This is a genomic window from Roseovarius litoreus, assembly GCF_900142765.1.
Classification (GTDB): domain Bacteria; phylum Pseudomonadota; class Alphaproteobacteria; order Rhodobacterales; family Rhodobacteraceae; genus Roseovarius; species Roseovarius litoreus.
In genome coordinates, this window is the sequence record NZ_FRCB01000009.1 from 91609 (window position 1) to 109086 (window position 17478).

16 protein-coding genes are annotated in these 17478 nt (G+C 64.4%); 12 read left to right on the forward strand and 4 right to left on the reverse strand.

Annotation, left to right across the window (positions count from 1 at the left end; all coding sequences use genetic code 11):
• The first annotated feature begins 87 nt into the window (after nucleotides 1–87).
• From fghA to F3H35_RS15705, 3 genes are read left to right on the forward strand one after another with little or no spacing between them, the layout of a single operon-like run.
• Nucleotides 88–921 (forward strand): S-formylglutathione hydrolase, encoded by an 834-nt coding sequence (gene fghA, locus F3H35_RS15695; RefSeq protein ID WP_149780487.1) that lies wholly within the window; start codon nucleotides 88–90, stop codon nucleotides 919–921.
• Between the two features lie 3 nt (nucleotides 922–924).
• On the forward strand, nucleotides 925–2394 hold the full coding sequence (gene sthA, locus F3H35_RS15700) for a Si-specific NAD(P)(+) transhydrogenase (RefSeq protein WP_149780488.1): 1470 nt from the start codon (nucleotides 925–927) through the stop codon (nucleotides 2392–2394).
• Nucleotides 2391–2852 (forward strand): YaiI/YqxD family protein, encoded by a 462-nt coding sequence (locus tag F3H35_RS15705; protein WP_149780489.1) that lies wholly within the window; start codon nucleotides 2391–2393, stop codon nucleotides 2850–2852. The genes sthA and F3H35_RS15705 overlap by 4 nt, the downstream gene beginning before the upstream one ends.
• Before the next feature lie 75 nt (nucleotides 2853–2927).
• Here the strand turns inward: F3H35_RS15705 and F3H35_RS15710 are convergent, their stop codons facing one another.
• The gene (locus F3H35_RS15710; RefSeq protein ID WP_149780490.1) at nucleotides 2928–4265 is read right to left on the reverse strand and encodes a hypothetical protein; all 1338 of its coding nucleotides are present in this window, start codon (nucleotides 4263–4265) and stop codon (nucleotides 2928–2930) included.
• A 241-nt stretch (nucleotides 4266–4506) separates the two neighbouring features.
• Here F3H35_RS15710 and F3H35_RS15715 point away from each other — a divergent pair, with 241 nt between their 5' ends.
• From F3H35_RS15715 to F3H35_RS15730, 4 genes are read left to right on the forward strand one after another with little or no spacing between them, the layout of a single operon-like run.
• A complete protein-coding gene (locus F3H35_RS15715) occupies nucleotides 4507–5472 on the forward strand; it encodes a DMT family transporter (protein WP_149780564.1) in 966 nt (321 codons plus the stop codon).
• Between the two features lie 4 nt (nucleotides 5473–5476).
• Complete coding sequence (locus tag F3H35_RS15720) at nucleotides 5477–6097, forward strand: HAD-IA family hydrolase (RefSeq protein ID WP_149780491.1); 621 nt, start codon at nucleotides 5477–5479, stop codon at nucleotides 6095–6097.
• Complete coding sequence (locus tag F3H35_RS15725) at nucleotides 6094–7011, forward strand: ornithine cyclodeaminase family protein (protein WP_149780492.1); 918 nt, start codon at nucleotides 6094–6096, stop codon at nucleotides 7009–7011. Before F3H35_RS15720 ends, F3H35_RS15725 begins: the two co-directional genes overlap by 4 nt.
• Nucleotides 7008–7931, forward strand: coding sequence for an alpha/beta fold hydrolase (locus F3H35_RS15730; protein ID WP_149780493.1), 924 nt, complete (start codon nucleotides 7008–7010; stop codon nucleotides 7929–7931). The genes F3H35_RS15725 and F3H35_RS15730 overlap by 4 nt, the downstream gene beginning before the upstream one ends.
• A gap of 126 nt (nucleotides 7932–8057) precedes the next feature.
• On the opposite strand, the gene F3H35_RS15735 is transcribed toward F3H35_RS15730, so the two are convergent.
• Nucleotides 8058–9311 (reverse strand): MFS transporter, encoded by a 1254-nt coding sequence (locus tag F3H35_RS15735; protein ID WP_149780494.1) that lies wholly within the window; start codon nucleotides 9309–9311, stop codon nucleotides 8058–8060.
• Nucleotides 9312–9442: 131 nt separating this feature from the next.
• On the opposite strand from F3H35_RS15735, the gene zapE reads away from it, so the two are divergent.
• The gene (zapE, locus tag F3H35_RS15740) at nucleotides 9443–10507 is read left to right on the forward strand and encodes a cell division protein ZapE (protein ID WP_149780495.1); all 1065 of its coding nucleotides are present in this window, start codon (nucleotides 9443–9445) and stop codon (nucleotides 10505–10507) included.
• Nucleotides 10508–10513: 6 nt separating this feature from the next.
• On the opposite strand, the gene F3H35_RS15745 is transcribed toward zapE, so the two are convergent.
• Nucleotides 10514–11233: a type 1 glutamine amidotransferase gene (locus F3H35_RS15745; RefSeq protein ID WP_149780496.1), complete on the reverse strand. Its 720-nt coding sequence runs from the start codon at nucleotides 11231–11233 to the stop codon at nucleotides 10514–10516.
• Nucleotides 11234–11342: 109 nt separating this feature from the next.
• A complete protein-coding gene (locus F3H35_RS15750; protein WP_223228445.1) occupies nucleotides 11343–12278 on the reverse strand; it encodes a GlxA family transcriptional regulator in 936 nt (311 codons plus the stop codon).
• 111 nt (nucleotides 12279–12389) lie between these two features.
• Between F3H35_RS15750 and F3H35_RS15755 the strand changes: the two genes are divergently transcribed.
• The 4 genes from F3H35_RS15755 to F3H35_RS15770 are packed head-to-tail and all read left to right on the forward strand — an operon-like array spanning nucleotide 12390 to nucleotide 17452.
• Nucleotides 12390–13640 carry a sarcosine oxidase subunit beta family protein gene (locus tag F3H35_RS15755; RefSeq protein ID WP_149780497.1) on the forward strand — a complete coding sequence of 417 codons (1251 nt, stop codon included), beginning with the start codon at nucleotides 12390–12392 and terminating at the stop codon, nucleotides 13638–13640.
• 14 nt (nucleotides 13641–13654) lie between these two features.
• Entirely contained in the window at nucleotides 13655–13942 is a 288-nt protein-coding gene (locus F3H35_RS15760) for a sarcosine oxidase subunit delta (RefSeq protein ID WP_149780498.1), read from the forward strand.
• Complete coding sequence (locus F3H35_RS15765; protein ID WP_149780499.1) at nucleotides 13939–16887, forward strand: sarcosine oxidase subunit alpha family protein; 2949 nt, start codon at nucleotides 13939–13941, stop codon at nucleotides 16885–16887. The genes F3H35_RS15760 and F3H35_RS15765 overlap by 4 nt, the downstream gene beginning before the upstream one ends.
• Nucleotides 16880–17452 carry a sarcosine oxidase subunit gamma gene (locus tag F3H35_RS15770; RefSeq protein ID WP_149780500.1) on the forward strand — a complete coding sequence of 191 codons (573 nt, stop codon included), beginning with the start codon at nucleotides 16880–16882 and terminating at the stop codon, nucleotides 17450–17452. The genes F3H35_RS15765 and F3H35_RS15770 overlap by 8 nt, the downstream gene beginning before the upstream one ends.
• The last annotated feature ends 26 nt before the right edge of the window (nucleotides 17453–17478 follow it).

Below are 17478 nucleotides of genomic sequence, written 5' to 3' on the forward strand. Positions count from 1 at the left end.
CGGGGTTGCCAAGCGACCCCGCCCCGTGGTCATTGTCGCGCCAACCGCAAGACGCACCGCACGCAACTCGCAAAAAGGGGATGACCAATGAGAACCGTATCGGAAAACGCCTGCTTCGGCGGGGTTCAATCTGTCCATACCCATGCCTCCCGCGCCACCGGCTGCGACATGACCTTCGGCCTCTTTCTGCCCGCCGAGGCGCGCGACGGCCCGGTGCCGGTGCTCTGGTATCTCTCGGGGCTGACCTGCACCCATGAAAACGCCATGACCAAGGCCGGCGCTCAGGGCTGGGCCGCCGAACAGGGCATCGCGCTCGTGTTTCCCGACACCAGCCCCCGGGGCGACGGCGTGGCCGATGACGCCGCCTATGACCTGGGGCAGGGTGCCGGCTTTTACGTCAACGCCACGCAAGACCCCTGGGCGCCGCATTACCGCATGTGGGATTACATCGCCGATGACCTGCCCCGCGTGCTGACCGCCAATTTCCCGATTGATCCCGATCGTCAGGCGATCACCGGGCATTCCATGGGCGGGCATGGCGCGCTCACGCTGGCGATGTCCCTGCCGGGCCGCTTCACCAGCGTTTCGGCCTTCGCGCCGATCTGCAATCCCACCGCCAGCGATTGGGGCCGCAAGCAGTTCACCGCCTATCTCGGCGAAGACGAAGCCGCCTGGGCTGCCCATGACGCAAGCCTCCTGATGCGCGACCGGGGCTTCGACGGTCCGGTGCTGATCGATACCGGCACCTCGGACCAGTTCCTCGATCTGCTGCGCCCCGAGGCGCTCGCCAGCGCCTGCGCCGAACGCCGTCAACACGCCACGCTGCGACTGCAGCCGGGCTACGACCACAGCTATTTCTTCATCTCGTCCTTCATGGAAGACCATGTCAGCTTCCATGCCGAGGCGCTCTATTCGGGGTGATCCATGAGCCATTATGACCTGATCATCATCGGCTCGGGTCCGGCGGGCCGGGCCGCCGCCATTCAGGCCGGCAAGCTCAAGCGTCGCGTGCTGGTGATCGACCGCAAGGACCGGTTCGGCGGGGTGTCGGTGCATACCGGCACGATCCCCTCCAAGACCCTTCGGGAAACCGTGCTGAACCTCTCGGGCTGGCGCGAACGCAGCTTTTATGGCCGCTCCTACCGGGTCAAGGACGATATCGGCGCCCATGACCTCAAGGCGCGCCTGCACAAGACCCTCGATTACGAGGTCGACGTGCTCGAACACCAGTTCAACCGCAACCATGTCGACACTCTGAACGGCGCCGCCCGCTTCACCGGCCCGCACGAGATCGAGGTCGCCACCGAAGCCGGCGAAAAGACCATCCTCACCGCCGACCGCTTCCTGATCGCCACAGGCACGAAAACCTACCGCCCCGAGACCGTGCCCTTCAACGGCAGCAGCGTCGTGGACAGCGACGAGTTTCTCGACCTCGCCCAGATCCCCCGCAGCCTGATCGTGGTGGGCGCCGGAGTGATCGGCGTGGAATACGCCACGATGTTTTCCGCGCTCGACGTCCGTGTGACCCTGATCGAACCGCGCGAGACCTTTCTCGATTTCATCGACCGCGCCATCATTCAGGACTTCACCCACCAGATCCTCGAAAACGGCGTCGATCTGCGCCTCGGCAGCGCCATCGACCGGATCGAGACAACCCCCGGCCATGTCGAGGTCAGTCTCGCCAATGGCCGCCATGTCCGCGCCGAAATGCTGCTCTTCGCTGCGGGCCGCATGGGCGCGACCGACGGTCTGAACCTCTCCGCCGCCGGGCTGAAGTCCGATCACCGTGGCCGCCTGTCGGTGGACCGCAAGACCTACCAGACCGACATCCCGCATATCTACGCCGCAGGCGACGTGATCGGCCATCCCTCGCTGGCCTCGACGTCCTTGCAACAGGGCCGCGTCGCCGCCTGCCATGCGCTCGACACGCCCACATTGCCGGAAAGCCCCTGGTTTCCCTATGGCATCTATTCGGTGCCCGAGATTTCCACCTGCGGCATGTCCGAAGAAGAGATGCAAGAGCGTGGCATCCCCTACGAGGTCGGCGTCGCCCGCTTCCGCGAAACCTCGCGCGGCCATATCATGGGGCTGGAACATGGCATGCTGAAAATGCTCTTCAGCCTGAAAACCCGCCGTGTGCTGGGGGTGCAGATCGTCGGCGAAGGCGCGACCGAGCTGATCCACATCGCCCAGGCGGTGCTCAATCTCAAGGGCACGGTGGATTATTTCGTGCAGAACACCTTCAACTATCCCACCCTCGCCGAAGCCTACAAGATCGCCGGTCTCGATGCGTTCAACCGCATGCCCATCCCCGAGGAATACAAGGTCCGCCGCGATCCCCCCGCCGCCCCTGCGGCCCTGCCGGGCGACACATCCGCGGATTCCTCGCGATGAGCATCTATGTCGACGCCGATGCCTGCCCCGTGAAGGCCGAGGTCGAAAAGGTCGGCACCCGCCACAAGGTGCAGATGTTCATCGTCTCGAACGGGGGCCTGCGCCCCTCGCAGAACCCTTTGGTCGAAACGGTCATCGTGCCCGAAGGCCCCGACGTCGCCGACCAGTGGATCGCCGACCGTGCCGGACCGGGCGATGTGGTCATCACCGGCGACATTCCTCTGGCCGCCAGATGCGTGGCCTCCGGCGCGCTGGTGCTCAAGCATAACGGCGAGCCTCTGACCGAGGCCAATATCGGCAACGTCCTGGCCACCCGCGACCTGATGGCCGATCTGCGCGCCGCCGATCCATTCCGCCAGGGCGGCGGCAAGAGTTTCTCTCGCGCCGACCGCTCCCGCTTCCTCGATGCCCTCGAACGCGCCCTCCGCACCGCCGCCACCCATCGCCCCGGCGCCTGATCCTCTCCCTCCCTTCATCGTTCCCCAAATACTCAAATCCTCCCCCTTCCTTTGCGGATGCGGACCTGTCCCGGCTCAAGACTCGTCTTCGGCCTCATGACGATCCGCAGCGTCAGGCTCTGCCTCTGGTGTCTTGATCGGTTTCGGGGGAGGCGTTTGCCATGCGCGCAGATTTTGGCCCACCAGATCATAGAAATCGCGCGAACATGCTTCCAATGTCTCGATGAACGTCCTGCGACCGGCAAAACGTTTCGCATCGACTTCAATCAGCAAGACGTCGAAAGAATGCGGAGCAGCATCCGACCGTTCCTCTTCAAGGGCCTCCGGGTCCGCGCGCAAGACCGAAACGTCTTTTTGAGACGGAGGCTTTCTGCCAGGCCAATGGGCGCGGATCGCCAGCCGGGGATCATCGTCCTTGAGCATGCGCAAAAGCCAGTTGACCCGGGCTTTGGTCGATTTCCTATCCTGTGGCGCTTTCAGCTTCATGCTGAACACAATCGACCGGCGCATCAGGTCGGCGCAAACCTCGATATCCGATGCTGCACCGGGAACCACAAAGGACCCGAAAAGCCTGCTTTGCTCGGTGAGCGTCCGGCACCCCTCCTTCACGCGCGCCGAAGACTCTCCAAGTAAATTGCGATCAATTTTCTCGGTCACGGGCTGCCCCACATGACTTGAAAGCAATAGGCTCATGTCCCGCAGTTCCTGAAACCAGGAATTCACGGTCTCCTCGACCTCCGCGCTGGTTCTTTTGAGGACTTCCTGAGTGGCCACTGCTTGCACGACCTCTTTCCAATGTGGCCCCATCTGGGTGAACCGTTCGATCCCGGTCGCGGGATGTTTCAGAAGCCTATGGAATTCCCGCAGCAAAAACGCCTGTTCATGATCATGAACCTCTTTCTGGTAGGAAATCAGATCGCATTGGGTCTGAATCCACGTCCATGACCAATGAAAGAGTCCTGCTTTCTTCAATGTGTTTTTGGGTAAGCTCAGCGGAGAGACATCGGCGCGCGCCACGAACTGGTTGGAAATCGTGATGACCGCATCGATCCCGTTCGCCTTGGCCGCCTCCAGATACCGCGAGACCTGATCGGCATCGAGTTCCGCCTTTCCTATCTTGGCCTCGACAAGTGCGGTCCATGTCGTTTTCCCGGTCTCGACAACGATCAGACCATCCGGCCTGTTCCCGATCTCCGACGCATCCTTCAGCACGATTTCAGTATACGTGCCAATCCGTGTTCGCTTCCCGATCCGCAAACCGGTCGTGCCAAGAACACTCTCCGCCAAGGCGGGAATGGTGGGCAACAGCGCAAGGAAAATCGAGGCTATTCTGCCTTCGCGGCTTGTATCTGCAAGAACGGGAAACAACCGCGCCTGCTCTCCTTGCTTGATCATGGCCGGCAAAATACTCATACAACACACCCTTTCTGCAACTTGAGGTGGTAAACCTTACCCTGAAAAGAGAAACCGTCCATCCCTGACTTGGTCTTGGTGTGACCACGGCGTTCGGGTGCCCCCTTTCATCGTTCCCCAAATACTCAAATCCCCTCCGGGCCTGCACGTCATCCGCTCATCCACCGAACCGCCCCCCGGGGGTTTACAAACCGCGACCGCTCCTCTCATGTATCCCCCACAGGACAAGCTGCGGATCTTCATGACCACCTCTGCCATTCAGCGATCCAACCTGATGGGCGCGCTTTTCGCGCTTGCCGCGGTGATGTGCTTTTCGCTCAACGATGTCGGCATCAAGTTCCTGTCCGACCGCTATGCGCTGCATCAGGTGATCCTGATCCGTTCGGTGATCGGCACGCTGATCCTTCTGGCGGTCATCATGCCGCTGGCCGGTGGGCTGCGCGTCATGCGCACGCGGCGGTTCGGGGCGCATCTGTTGCGCGGGGTCTGCGTGGTCTTCGCCAATATGTGCCTTTTTCTGGGTCTGGCGGCGATGCCCATCGCCGATGCGGTGGCGGTGTTCTTCGTCTCGCCACTCATCATCACCATCTTCTCGGTGATCTTCCTGCGTGAAACCGTGGGCGCGCGCCGATGGGCGGCGATCGCCGTGGGCTTCATCGGCGTGATGGTGATCGTCAAGCCCGGCACCACGGCGTTTCAACTGGCGTCGCTTTTGCCGATCGCGGCGGCCACGCTCTATGCGGTCATGCATATCGTCGCCCGCAAGATCGGCGGCACCGAAAGTGCGGCGACCATGGCCTTCTACATTCAGTCCACCTTCATCGTGGCCAGCGTGATCTTCGGCCTGACCCTCGGCCATGGCAGCTTTGCGGGCTCTGGGCATCCGTCGCTGGAATTCCTGCTGCGCGCATGGGGTCCCATCGCGCCCGAGGATTGGCCGATCCTCGCCATGCTGGGAGTATCCGGCGTGTTCGGCGGCTTCTTCATCTCCCAGGCGTACCGGCTGTCCGAGGCCGCTTTCGCCGCGCCCTTCGAATATGTCGCCATGCCGATGGCGATCATGTGGGGCGTCACCGTCTTCGGCACATGGCCCGCGCCCACCGCATGGATCGGCATCGCGCTCATCATCGGCTCGGGCCTCTATCTCATCTGGCGCGAGTCCACCAAGGGCCGCACATTGGCCGCCAAGGCCCCCCGCAGAAGGTAATCGCATGACCATCAACGCCGTCATTTTCGACATCGGCAATGTCCTGATCGAATGGCAGCCGGAACGGCGCATGGCCGAACGCATCGGTGTGGCGCGGGCCGCTCAACTCTTCGAGGCGTTCGACGTCCACGCCATGATGACCCGGATCGACAGCGGTGAGGATTTCGCCACCGTCATCCACGAGACCGCCGCCGCCCATCCCGACTGGCACGACGAAATCGCGCTGTTTCACTCCGACTGGACCGCCATCGCCCAACCCGACATCCCCCATTCCGTCCGCCTGCTGCGCGCCCTGCGCGCCCGGCGCGTTCCGGTCTTCGCGCTGACCAATTTCGGCGCAGCGAACTTTCCGCTCAGCGCCGCGCAATTCCCCTTCCTGACCGAGTTCGACCGCCATTACATCTCGGGCGAGATGGGCCTCGCCAAACCCGACCCGGCCATTTATGCGGCCGTCGAGGCCGATTGCGGGTTTGCGCCCGAAAGCCTGCTCTTCGCAGATGACCGCGCCGACAACATCTCCGCCGCCGCGGCGCGCGGCTGGAAAACCCATCTGTTTGCAGACCCTGCCGATTGGGCGCAAACTCTGATAGACTACGGATTACTGACCAAGGACGAGGCCGCATGAGCATCACCATCATCCCTTTCGACGAAGGCGAAGCGCATCTTGACTGGCTGGCACTCTGCGATGCGTTCGAGGCGGGTCACAAACTCCCCCGCGCCGAGATCGCCGACACGTTCCTTTACCGTGACCCCGATACGATGCTCAATCGCGCCGCCTGGATCGACGGGCTGGGCATGGCCGTCAAGACCGCGACGATCTTCCCCGGCAATCCGGGGCGCGGCGCGCCGATGGTCAACGGCGCGGTCAATCTCTATGACGATGTGGGCGGCACCCTGTCGGCTCTGGTGGATTTTCACCTCGTGACCAAGTGGAAGACCGCCGGCGACAGCCTTTATGCCGCGCGCAAACTGGCCCGCCCCGACAGCCGGAATATCCTGATCGTCGGCGCCGGCACCGTGGGCCGCTCGCTGGTTGAGGCCTATTCCGCCGCCTTCCCAGACGCCCGCTTCACGGTCTGGAACCGGACGCGGGCAAATGCCGAAGCGATGACCGCCGACTGCCCCGGCTTGCAGGTGGCCGATGATCTGGAGGCCGCCGTGCGCGCCGCCGATATCGTGACCTGCGCCACCATGTCCACCGATCCGATCCTCAAGGGCGACTGGCTGCAGCCCGGCCAGCATATCGACCTGATCGGCGCCTACCGCCCCGACATGCGCGAGGCCGACGACACCGCCATCAGCCGTGCGCGGGTGTTCGTGGACAGTTTCGACACCACGGTGGGCCATATCGGCGAGATCAAGATTCCGCTCGAGACAGGCATCATCACCCGCGACGCGCTGATCGCGGATTACTACCAGCCCGCGGCGTTCCAGCGCCGCTCCGAGGACGAGATCACCCTCTTCAAGAATGGCGGCGGCGCGCATCTCGACCTGATGACCAGCCGCTATATTCTCGACGCCTGGCAGGGCTCGCAATGATCTGGTGGGTGCTCGCGGTCCTCGTCCTGACGGTCCTGCTGGCACCCTTTCTGGCCGAAGCCCTGCGGCCGGCCCTGTCGAATGCGGACCGTGCCGATGCGCCGGGCCAAATGGCCGATCTCCCGCTCGGGCCCACGCATTACCAATGGCTCGGCGCGCAGTCCGGGCCGCTCATCGTCTGCGTGCATGGCCTGACGACACCCTCTTTCGTGTGGTATCCCATCGCCGCCGGTCTGGGGCGTCTGGGGTTTCGGGTGCTGGTCTATGATCTTTACGGGCGCGGCTGGTCGGCGCGACCACGCGGCGCTCAGGACAGCGATTTTTTCGTGACCCAGCTCGAAGACCTGCTCGATGCGCTCGAGATTGACGAGCCGATCACCCTCATGGGTTATTCCATGGGGGGCGTCATCGCGGCCGCTTTTGCTGCGCGCCATGCGGATCGACTGCGCCAGCTTGTGCTGCTGGCGCCCGCCGGCATGGGCCATGATCTTGGCCCCATCGCGCGGCTTGTGGTCAATCACGAATGGCTGGGGGCATGGCTGTTCATGGCGCTCTATGGCCGCCAGTTCCGCTCCGCCACGGAAGCCGAGCGTGGTCTCGACACCAGCATCGACAACGTCGTCGATCTCCAGCAGGCCCAGTTGCGCTGGCGCGGATTTCGTGGGGCGGTCCTGTCGTCTATGCGTGGCGCCCTCGACGAGGATATGGCCCCCGCCCACCGTGCCATCGCCTCGGCCGGCCTGCCGGTTCTGGCGATCTGGGCGCGCGAGGACGAGGTGATCCCGATCTCCGGCATGGGGCGGCTGGCTGAATGGAACCGCGATGCCCGGCAGGAAATGATCGCGGGCGCAAGCCATGCGCTCGCCTATACCCATGACGCCGAGGTGGTCGATCTTCTCGATGTCCTGTTGACCCGCTAAAGCGTTTCGCGAAAAACCTGACTCACAGATTTTCGCGAAATGCAGTGCTCCGTTCAATCGTTGCGCGCGTTCCGCCTGTCGCTGATGCCTCAGGTTAAAGGCGGAACGCTTTAGGCTAGGGTCCCTTCAGCTCGCCATGGCCAAGGGTGGCGGTGGCGTGCTGCGGCGCTCGCGCACCGGCAGATGCACCAGCGCCGAGAACGCGCCCACCCCCACGCCGATCCACCACACCAGCGTATAGTCGCCATGCAGGTCATACATCCGACCGCCCAGCCATACGCCGAGGAAACTGCCAAGCTGGTGGCTGAAGAACACGATCCCGTAAAGCGTGCCCATATAGCGGATGCCGTAGATATGCGCAATCAGCCCGCTGGTCAGGGGCACCGTGGCCAGCCACAGCGATCCCATCGCCGCCGCGAAGATCAGCACGCTTGTGGGCGTCATCGGCACCAGGATGAACACCGCCGCCACCACGGTACGCGCGGCGTAAATGCCTGCCAGCAGGTATTTACGCGAATACCTCTTGCCCAGCCATCCCGCGCTCAGCGTGCCTGCGATATTGGCCAGCCCGATCACCGCGATAGCCATCGCGCCAAGCGCCGATGTCGTCGTCACCCCGATGGAATGCAGCACGCCGCCCGCCATGATCGGCCCGCACATTTCTGTGACGAAGGCCGGGAAATGCGCCGTCACAAAGGCAAGTTGATACCCACAGCTGAAAAACCCCACGAAAATCAGCGTGAAGGACGGATCGCGAAACGCCCGGCCCAGAACCGTGCCCATGCTCTCTTCCAGCTCGGTGCGGCTGGCGGATGCGGGGCTGCGCATCATCGGCAGGAACGCCAGTGTCGCCAGCACCGCGCCCGCAAACACGAGGAACACCATCTGCCAGTCCATCACGCTCAACAGCGCCTCGGCCACCGGCGGGCCGAACACCTGCCCCGCCGATCCCGCCGCCGTGGCGATGCCAAGACTCATCGAGCGGTTTTCCTCGGAACTGGCCCGTCCCACCACCGCAAGGATCACCCCGAACCCGGTGCCCGCGATACCGAAGCCGACAAGGATTTCATAAAGCTGATGCGCCTCCGGCGTCACCGCGAAAGACGACAGCACCAGCCCGGCGGCATAGGTCACAGCCCCCAGCACGATCGCCTTGCGATCCCCGATCCGTTCCGCCAGCGCCCCGAAGATCGGCTGCCCGATCCCCCAGGCGAGGTTCTGTATGGCAATCGCCAGGCTGAACTCGGCCCGCAGCCAGCCGAACTCCTCCGCAATCGGGATCTGGAACACGCCAAAAGACGCGCGCACCGCGAAGGACACCAGCATTATGGCGCAGCCCGCGATCAGAACGGGCGTGAAAAGCGGGGCGGATGGTTTCATGGGGAACGTCCTGATCTTGCGCCGCGCCATAATGCGCAATGCCCGGCCCGCGTCAATTCAGGTCTCGTGATGCCACCCATCACCAAAGCGACGGCTTTTCTTGCCGCGCGTGTCGCGCTATGCGGAACGCCATGAGCAGTCTGACCGATCTCTATGCCGAAAAGGTGGCCACGGGTGCGCTGACCCCCGATCCCGCGCAGCGCGCCGTGCTGCCCGAGTTCGACCGTATCCGCGATGCCCTCGCCCAACCTGCGCCCAAGGGATGGTTCCGTCGCCGTGCGCCCGAAACCCCTCCCGGTCTTTACCTCTGGGGTGGGGTGGGGCGCGGCAAGTCGATGCTGATGGACCTCTTTGTGGAAACCGTGCCGGTGGCCGCGCGCCGCGTGCATTTCCATGCCTTCATGCAGGAAATCCATGCCGGGATGCACACCGCCCGCCAGCGCGGGGTGGAGGATGCCCTGGCCCCCGTCGCCAAATCCGTTTCCGACGATCTGCGCCTTCTGGCCTTCGACGAAATGCAGATCACCGACATCACCGACGCGATGATCGTGGGCCGGCTGTTTCAGGCGCTTTTCGATGCCGGCGTGGTGGTGGTGACCACCTCCAACCGCCCGCCCGATGACCTCTACAAGAACGGTCTCAACCGGCAGCTGTTCCTGCCCTTCATCGACCTCATCAAGACCCGCATGGTCGTGCACCAGATGGACGGTCCCACCGATTACCGTCAGGATCGGCTCTCGGGCAGCCCCACCTATTTCACGCCGCTCGGTCCCGACACGCGCGCACAGCTCGAAACCCTCTGGACCGAGCTGACCGATGCGCAGCCCACCCCGCCGCTGACCCTGCATGTCCAGAAACGCGAGGTCACGATCCCCGCCTTCCGCAACGGCGTGGCGCGCGCCAGCTTCTATGACCTCTGCGGCAAGCCGCTCGGCCCCGCCGATTACCTTGCCCTTGCCGCCGCCGCGCGTGTGCTGGTGCTGGAAAACATCCCCCAGCTCGGCCGCTCCAACTTCAACGAGGCCAAGCGCTTCGTCACCCTGATCGACGCGCTATACGAGGCAAAGGTGCAACTGATCTGCTCGGCCGCCGCCGATCCCGAATATCTCTATCTCGAAGGCGAGGGCAGTTTCGAATTCGAACGCACCGCCAGCCGCCTGCGCGAAATGCAATCCGACGGCTGGGGTGCCGCCTGACCCGGCTCAGGTCTTGGCCGTCGCCTGCAACCAGTTGATATACAGCCGCTCGGCCATATCGTTGAACGTGGTCATCCTGGCCGCGCAGTCCGCCTCCAGCCGCTCCACGGCGCCCGCGCCCAAAGCCGCCTCCAGCGCACCCGCATATTCCGGAATATCGGCCCAGACCCGCACCGTGTCCGGCTCGACCTCCATGTGGAACTGCATTGAATAGGCCCGTGTCCCCCATTTCATCGCCTGCACCGCGCAATCCGGCGATGTCGCCAGAACCTGCGCACCGGGCGGCAGGGCCGTCACCTCCGCGCCATGCCATTGCAGCGCCGGAAACACCTCGGGCAGCCCGTCGAACAGAACGCCGCTCGCGCCCGCCTCGGTCAGCATCACATCCAGCACACCCACCTCCGGGCGCCCGGATTTGCCCACCGTGCCGCCAAGCGCCTCGGCCAGCAGTTGATGCCCAAGACACAGGCCCAGAAACGGCATCCCGCGCTCTTCCACCGCCTCCCGGATATAGGCCTTTTCGGCCACCAGCCAGGGATGCGCTTCCTCCTGCCAGACATCCATCGGCCCGCCCATGACCCACAGCGCGTCATAGCCGTCGATCTGGGGCAGCGCCTCGCCCTCATCCAGTTCGACGGCATCCCATGTATGGCCATCCTCGGCCAGGAACTTTCGGAAGATGCCGGGATGTTCGACGCGCTCATGTTGCAGAACAAGGATATGCATGCGGGCCTCCAATGGGATCGGTCGCGCCAACGGTAGGGGCGCTGCGCGCCTTGGGCAAGCATCCAGCGGGGCTTTGCGCAATTCGCGCCCACCATGCCGGTTTCTGCCCCTACCTGTAGGACGAGGGCGGCCCTCCGAAATGCTGCGCATAGACCCGCGAGAAATGCGACGAGCTGGCAAACCCCGTCGCCAGCGCGATCTCGGTCAGGCTCAGCGGCGAATTGCGCAACAGGCTCTGCGCCTTGTCCAGCCGCAACTCCCGGTAATAGCGCATCGTGGACCGGCCCAGCCTGTCCTGAAAAAGCCGGTTCAACTGCCTTGGCGACAGGCCCGCATAGGCTGCCAGCCGCTCCAGCGACAGCGGCTCGGCCACATGCGCCTCCATCGCCTCGACCGCATCGAGGATCGCCGGGGTGTTCGATCCCACCCGATCGACCAGCCCGGCACGCTGCGGCCCGATCGACGGGCGCACCTCGGTATGCATGAACCAGTCGCTCACCAGCCGCGCAAAGGGCGCGCCGTGATGCTGGCTTATCAGCGCGTGCATCAGATCCATCGGCGCGGTGCCCCCGGCACAGGTCACCCGATCCCGGTCGATCACGTAAAGCGTCCTCTCGATCAGCAGATGCGGCGAGATTTCGGCAAGCGCCGCGGCATGTTCCCAATGCACCGTCATCCGCCGCCCCGCCATCAGCCCGGCGCGCGCAAGGATGATCGGCCCGCCCGACACGCCGCCAAGCGGCACACCCTCGCGCGCCAGCCTCGCCAGCCATGTCATCACCCGCCGGTCGTCATATCCCGTCGGATCGCCGCCCGCGACCACGAACAGGTAATCGAGATCCAGATCGTCGCCCACCCGCGCTTGTGGCATGACCACCGCCGCACCGGAACTCGCCACCGGTTCAGGCCCGGTCGAAACATTGACCATGTCGTAAAGCACCCGGCGCGCCAACAGGTTCGCCGCGCGCATCGGCTCCACCAGCGACGCATAGGACATCATCGCGAACCCCTCGACCGGCAGAATGCCGATTCGCCGGGTGGTCACGGTTTTTGTACCAATCTCGTCCATAAAATGAAAATAACCGTCCGTTTCGGAAAAGTCCATTTCTCGAAGACCGGTCATTGTAAACTGGACCACTGATAGGAAGCGATGCCAATGCGCTACTCTGCATTTCGGATTTTTCGTGAGGGGCTGACCGGCAACAAGGGCTGGAAACCCGTCTGGCGCGAACCCGAGCCGAAATCCGAATACGATATCGTCATCGTCGGCGCCGGCGGGCATGGCCTTGCCACCGCCTATTATCTCGCCAAGGAATTCGGCCTGACCAATGTGGCCGTTCTGGAAAAGGGCTGGCTTGGCTCGGGCAATATCGGGCGCAACACCACCATCATCCGCTCCAACTACCTTTTGCCGGGCAACGAGCCGTTCTACGAATTCTCGCTCAAGCTCTGGGAAGGGCTGGAGCAGGATTTCAACTACAACGCCATGGTCAGCCAGCGGTCGATCCTGAACCTGTTTCACACCGATGCGCAGCGGGATGCCTTCGTGCGGCGCGGCAACGCGATGATCCTTGCGGGCGCTGATGCCGAACTGGCCGATGCCGCGCAATTGCGCCGCGAATTGCCGTTCCTCGATTTCGACAATGCCCGCTTCCCGATCAAGGGCGGGCTTTACCAGCGGCGCGGCGGCACGGTGCGCCACGACGCGGTCGCATGGGGCTATGCGCGCGGCGCCGACGCGCGCGGCGTCGACATCATCCAGAATTGCGAAGTGACCGGCTTCGACATCGAAAACGGCACCTGCCGTGGCGTGCAGACCACCCGGGGTGCTATCCGCGCCAAAAAGGTCGCGGTCTGCGTCGCCGGCTCGTCCAGCCGCGTGATGGAAAAGGCCGGCATGCGCCTGCCCATCGAAAGCCATGTCCTGCAGGCCTTCGTCACCGAAGGTCTCAAACCCGTGCTGCCCGGCGTCATCACCTTCGGCGCGGGTCACTTCTATGTCAGCCAGTCCGACAAGGGCGGTCTGGTCTTCGGCGGTGATATCGACGGCTACAATTCCTACGCGCAGCGCGGCAACCTGCCCGTGGTCGAGGATGTGGCCGAAGGCGGCATGGCCATCATGCCGATGATCGGCCGCGCCCGCCTCCTGCGCAGCTGGGGCGGGATCATGGACATGTCGATGGACGGCTCTCCCTTCATCGACAAGACCCATATCGGCGGGCTCTATTTCAACGGCGGCTGGTGTTACGGCGGCTTCAAGGCCACACCCGCCAGCGGCTTTTGCTACGCGCATCTTCTGGCCCGCGACACGCCGCATCCCACCGCCACCCAGATGCGGCTCGACCGCTTCATGACCGGCAACATGATCGACGAGAAGGGGCAGGGCAACCAGCCCAACCTGCATTAACAAAGGCACGACAGATGATCATCGACCATCCGCTTCTCGGTCCCCGCGACGCCGCCGAATTCGTCTATCTGGGCGATGTGTCGCTGATCGACCGTCCCGATTGGCAGGCCGAGGACGCGATGCAGCGTTTCCACGAATACGGCTATCTGCGCGACAACCCCGCCGGTCTGCACCGCGAGCTGTGGTATCACGAACAGGGCGACCGCTCGTGGCTCGTGGTGACCCGCGACACCGTCACGCATGAGATCACATCGGTCGAACTGGCCCGCGACGTGGCCCGCCAACGGGGGCGCAGCAAATGAGCCAGAAGAACCGCATCGCCGCCGGTCAGGTCGACCGCGCCACCGAACTCAGCTTCCGCTTCAACGACACCTGGATGAAGGGCCATCCCGGCGACACGCTCGCCTCCGCGCTTCTGGCCAACGGGCAGCGCCTTGTGGGCCGCTCGTTCAAGTATCACCGCCCGCGCGGCATCCTCACCGCCGGCTCCGAGGAACCCAACGCCCTCGTGCAACTCCGTTCCGGCGCCCATCAGGAGCCGAACACCCGCGCCACCACGGTCGAGCTCTTCGACGGCCTGACCGCCACCAGCCAGAACCATCGCGGCTCGCTCGAGTTCGATCTGATGGCCGTGACCGATCTTCTGTCGCCCTTCCTCTCGGCGGGCTTCTACTACAAGACCTTCATGTGGCCGCGCGCCTTCTGGGAAAAGCTTTACGAGCCGGTGATCCGCGCCTCGGCGGGCCTTGGCAGCCTGTCGATGAAGGACGACCCCGACCGCTATGACAAGGGCTTCGCCCATTGCGACCTTCTGGTGATCGGCGCCGGTCCCTCGGGTCTTGCCGCCGCTCTGGCCGCTGGCCGGGCCGGTGCGCGGGTGATCCTCGCTGACGAGGATTTCCGCCCCGGTGGCCGCCTCAACGCCGAGACGCTCGAAATCGACGGCATGCCCGGCGCCGATTGGGCCGCAGGCGTGGTGGCCGAACTGGCCGCGATGGACAATGTCCGCCTGATGACCCGCACCACGGTCTATGGCGCCTACGATCACGGCACCTACGGCGCTCTGGAACGCTGCACTGATCACCTGGCCGATGCGGGCGGCAAGCCGCGCCAGATCCTCTGGCGGATCTATTCGAAACGCGCCGTGCTGACCGCTGGCGCCACCGAGCGCCCCATCGCCTTTGGCAACAACGACCGTCCCGGCATCATGCTGGCCGGTGCCGTGCGCGCCTATCTCAACCGCTACGGCGTGACCCCGGGTCACGAGGTCGCGGTGTTCACCAATAACGACGACGGCTGGCGCACCGCCGCCGATCTGGCGGCGCGCGGCGTTCATGTGCCCGCCGTGATCGACAGCCGCGATGCCCCCGCCCCCCTCGACGTGCCCGGTGCGCGCCATATCCGTGGCGTGGGCGTGGTGGATACCGTGGGCCGCAAGGGGATCAAGTCGATCACCCTCACCGATGGTCAGGTGATCCCCGTCGATTGCCTTGCCGTCTCGGGTGGCTGGAACCCCAATGTTCACCTCACCTGCCACCAGCGCGGTCGCCCCGTCTGGCGTGACGACATCAACGCCTTCGTGCCCGGTGACGCCCTGCCGCCCGGCATGGCCGTGGCCGGTGCCGCCAATGGCGCGCTCACCCTTGCCGCCGCTCTGGCCGAGGGGCAGGCCACCGCCAATGCCCAGATCGAACAGCTCGGCTTCACCGCCAGCCACACCGCCACACCCCGCGCCGAGGATGAGCCGCATCGCGGCGCCGCCTTCTGGCATGTGCGCGAAAGCACCAAGCGCGCCTGGCTCGATCAGCAGAACGATGTGACCGTCAAGGACGTCAAGCAATCCTACCGCGAAGGCTTCCGCGCGGTCGAACATCTCAAGCGCTACACCACGCTTGGCATGGCCACCGATCAGGGCAAGACCGCCAATATCCCGGCCCTTGCGATCATGGCCGAATGCACCGGCAAGACGATCCCCGAAACCGGCACCACGATCTTCCGCCCGCCCTACACGCCCGTGCCCTTGGGTGCGCTTGGTGGCCGGTCCCGTGGCCGCGATTTCCGCCCCTACCGCCTGACGCCCTCGCATCAATGGGCCAAGGAAAACGGCGCCACCTTCGTCGAGGTGGGCAACTGGCTGCGCGCCCAGTGGTATGCCCGCCCCGGTGAGCAGGGCTGGCGCGACAGCGTCGACCGCGAGGTGACGGCCACCCGCAATTCCGTCGGCATCTGCGACGTGACCACCCTTGGCAAGATCGACATTCAGGGCCGCGACGCGGGCGAGTTTCTCAACCGCATCTACTGCAACGGATTCGCCACGCTGGCCGTGGGCAAGGTCCGCTACGGGCTGATGCTGCGCGAGGATGGCATCGCCTATGACGACGGCACCACCGCGCGGATGTCCGAAAATCACTACGTGATGACCACCACCACGGCCAATGCCGTGCTGGTGTTCCGCCGGCTGGAATTCGCGCGCCAGTGCCTCTGGCCCGATCTGGATGTGCACCTGATCTCGACCACCGATGGCTGGGCGCAATTCGCCGTCGCCGGTCCCAATGCCCGCAACCTTTTGCGCAAGGTGATCGACGCCGAGCATGACATCTCGAACGAGGCGTTCCCCTTCATGGCCTGCGGCGAGGTGACGGTCTGCAGCGGCACGCCCGCGCGGCTCTTCCGGATCTCCTTCTCGGGGGAACTGGCCTATGAAATCGCCGTTCCCGCGCGCTATGGCAACGCCATGATGGGCGTGCTGATGCAAGCCGGGGCCGAATATGACGCCACCCCCTACGGCACCGAGGCGCTTAGCGTCATGCGCATCGAAAAGGGCCATGCGGCAGGCAATGAACTCAACGGTCAGACCACCGCGCATAATCTTGGCATGGGCCGCATGGTCAGCCAGAAAAAGGACAGCATCGGCGCCGTGCTCAGCCAACGCCCCGAGATGATCCGCGACGACGCGATCAAGCTGGTGGGCTTCCGGCCGGTCAACCGCGCCGACAAGCTGGCGGCAGGCTCGCATTTCATCACGCGCGGCGACAAGGCCAGTATGGACAACGATCAGGGCTGGATGACCTCGGTGGCCTATTCGCCCTCTCTGGGCCATTCCATCGGCCTCGGCTTCATCAAGCGCGGCGATCAGCGCCAAGGCGAGATCGTCCGCGCCGTCAACCCGCTCATGGGCAGCGAGATTGAGGTCGAGATCGTCTCGGCCCATTTCATCGACCCGGAAGGAGAGCGCCTCCGTGCCTGACCTGACCCTCACCCTCACCTCCGCGCCGCCGCTTGCAGGCTATGACACCACCTTCGGCAATCTGAGCCTGACCGCGCCCGCCGATCTGGCGATCGTGTCGCTGGCCCTCCCCCTCGGCGCCGAGGACGCCGCCAAGAAGGCGATCAAATCGGCCTATGGCATCGACCTGCCCGATCCGGGGAAATCGGCGGTCTCCAAGGAAGGCGCGCGGCTGGTCCGGCTGGGGCTGGACATGGCTCTGGTGATCTTCACCCATGCCACCCCCGATGCCGAACGCGTCGTGGCGGGCAAGCTCAAGGGCAAGGTCTACACCACCGATCAGACCGATGTCTGGACCGGCCTGTCGCTGAGCGGTCCGCGCGCCCGTGTGGCGTTGGAACGGATCTGCCCGATTGATCTGCACCCGGATGCCTTTGCCGAAAACGATGCCGCGCGGACCGTGATGGAACATCTGGGCGCGCTCATCATCCGCACCGGGCCTGACGCGTTCCTTCTTTTATCCGCCAGTTCCTCCGCAGGCTCTTTCCTGCATGCCATCGAAACCTCGATCGAAAACATCACTTAAGCCAACCACGCGGAATTCAGGGCTCC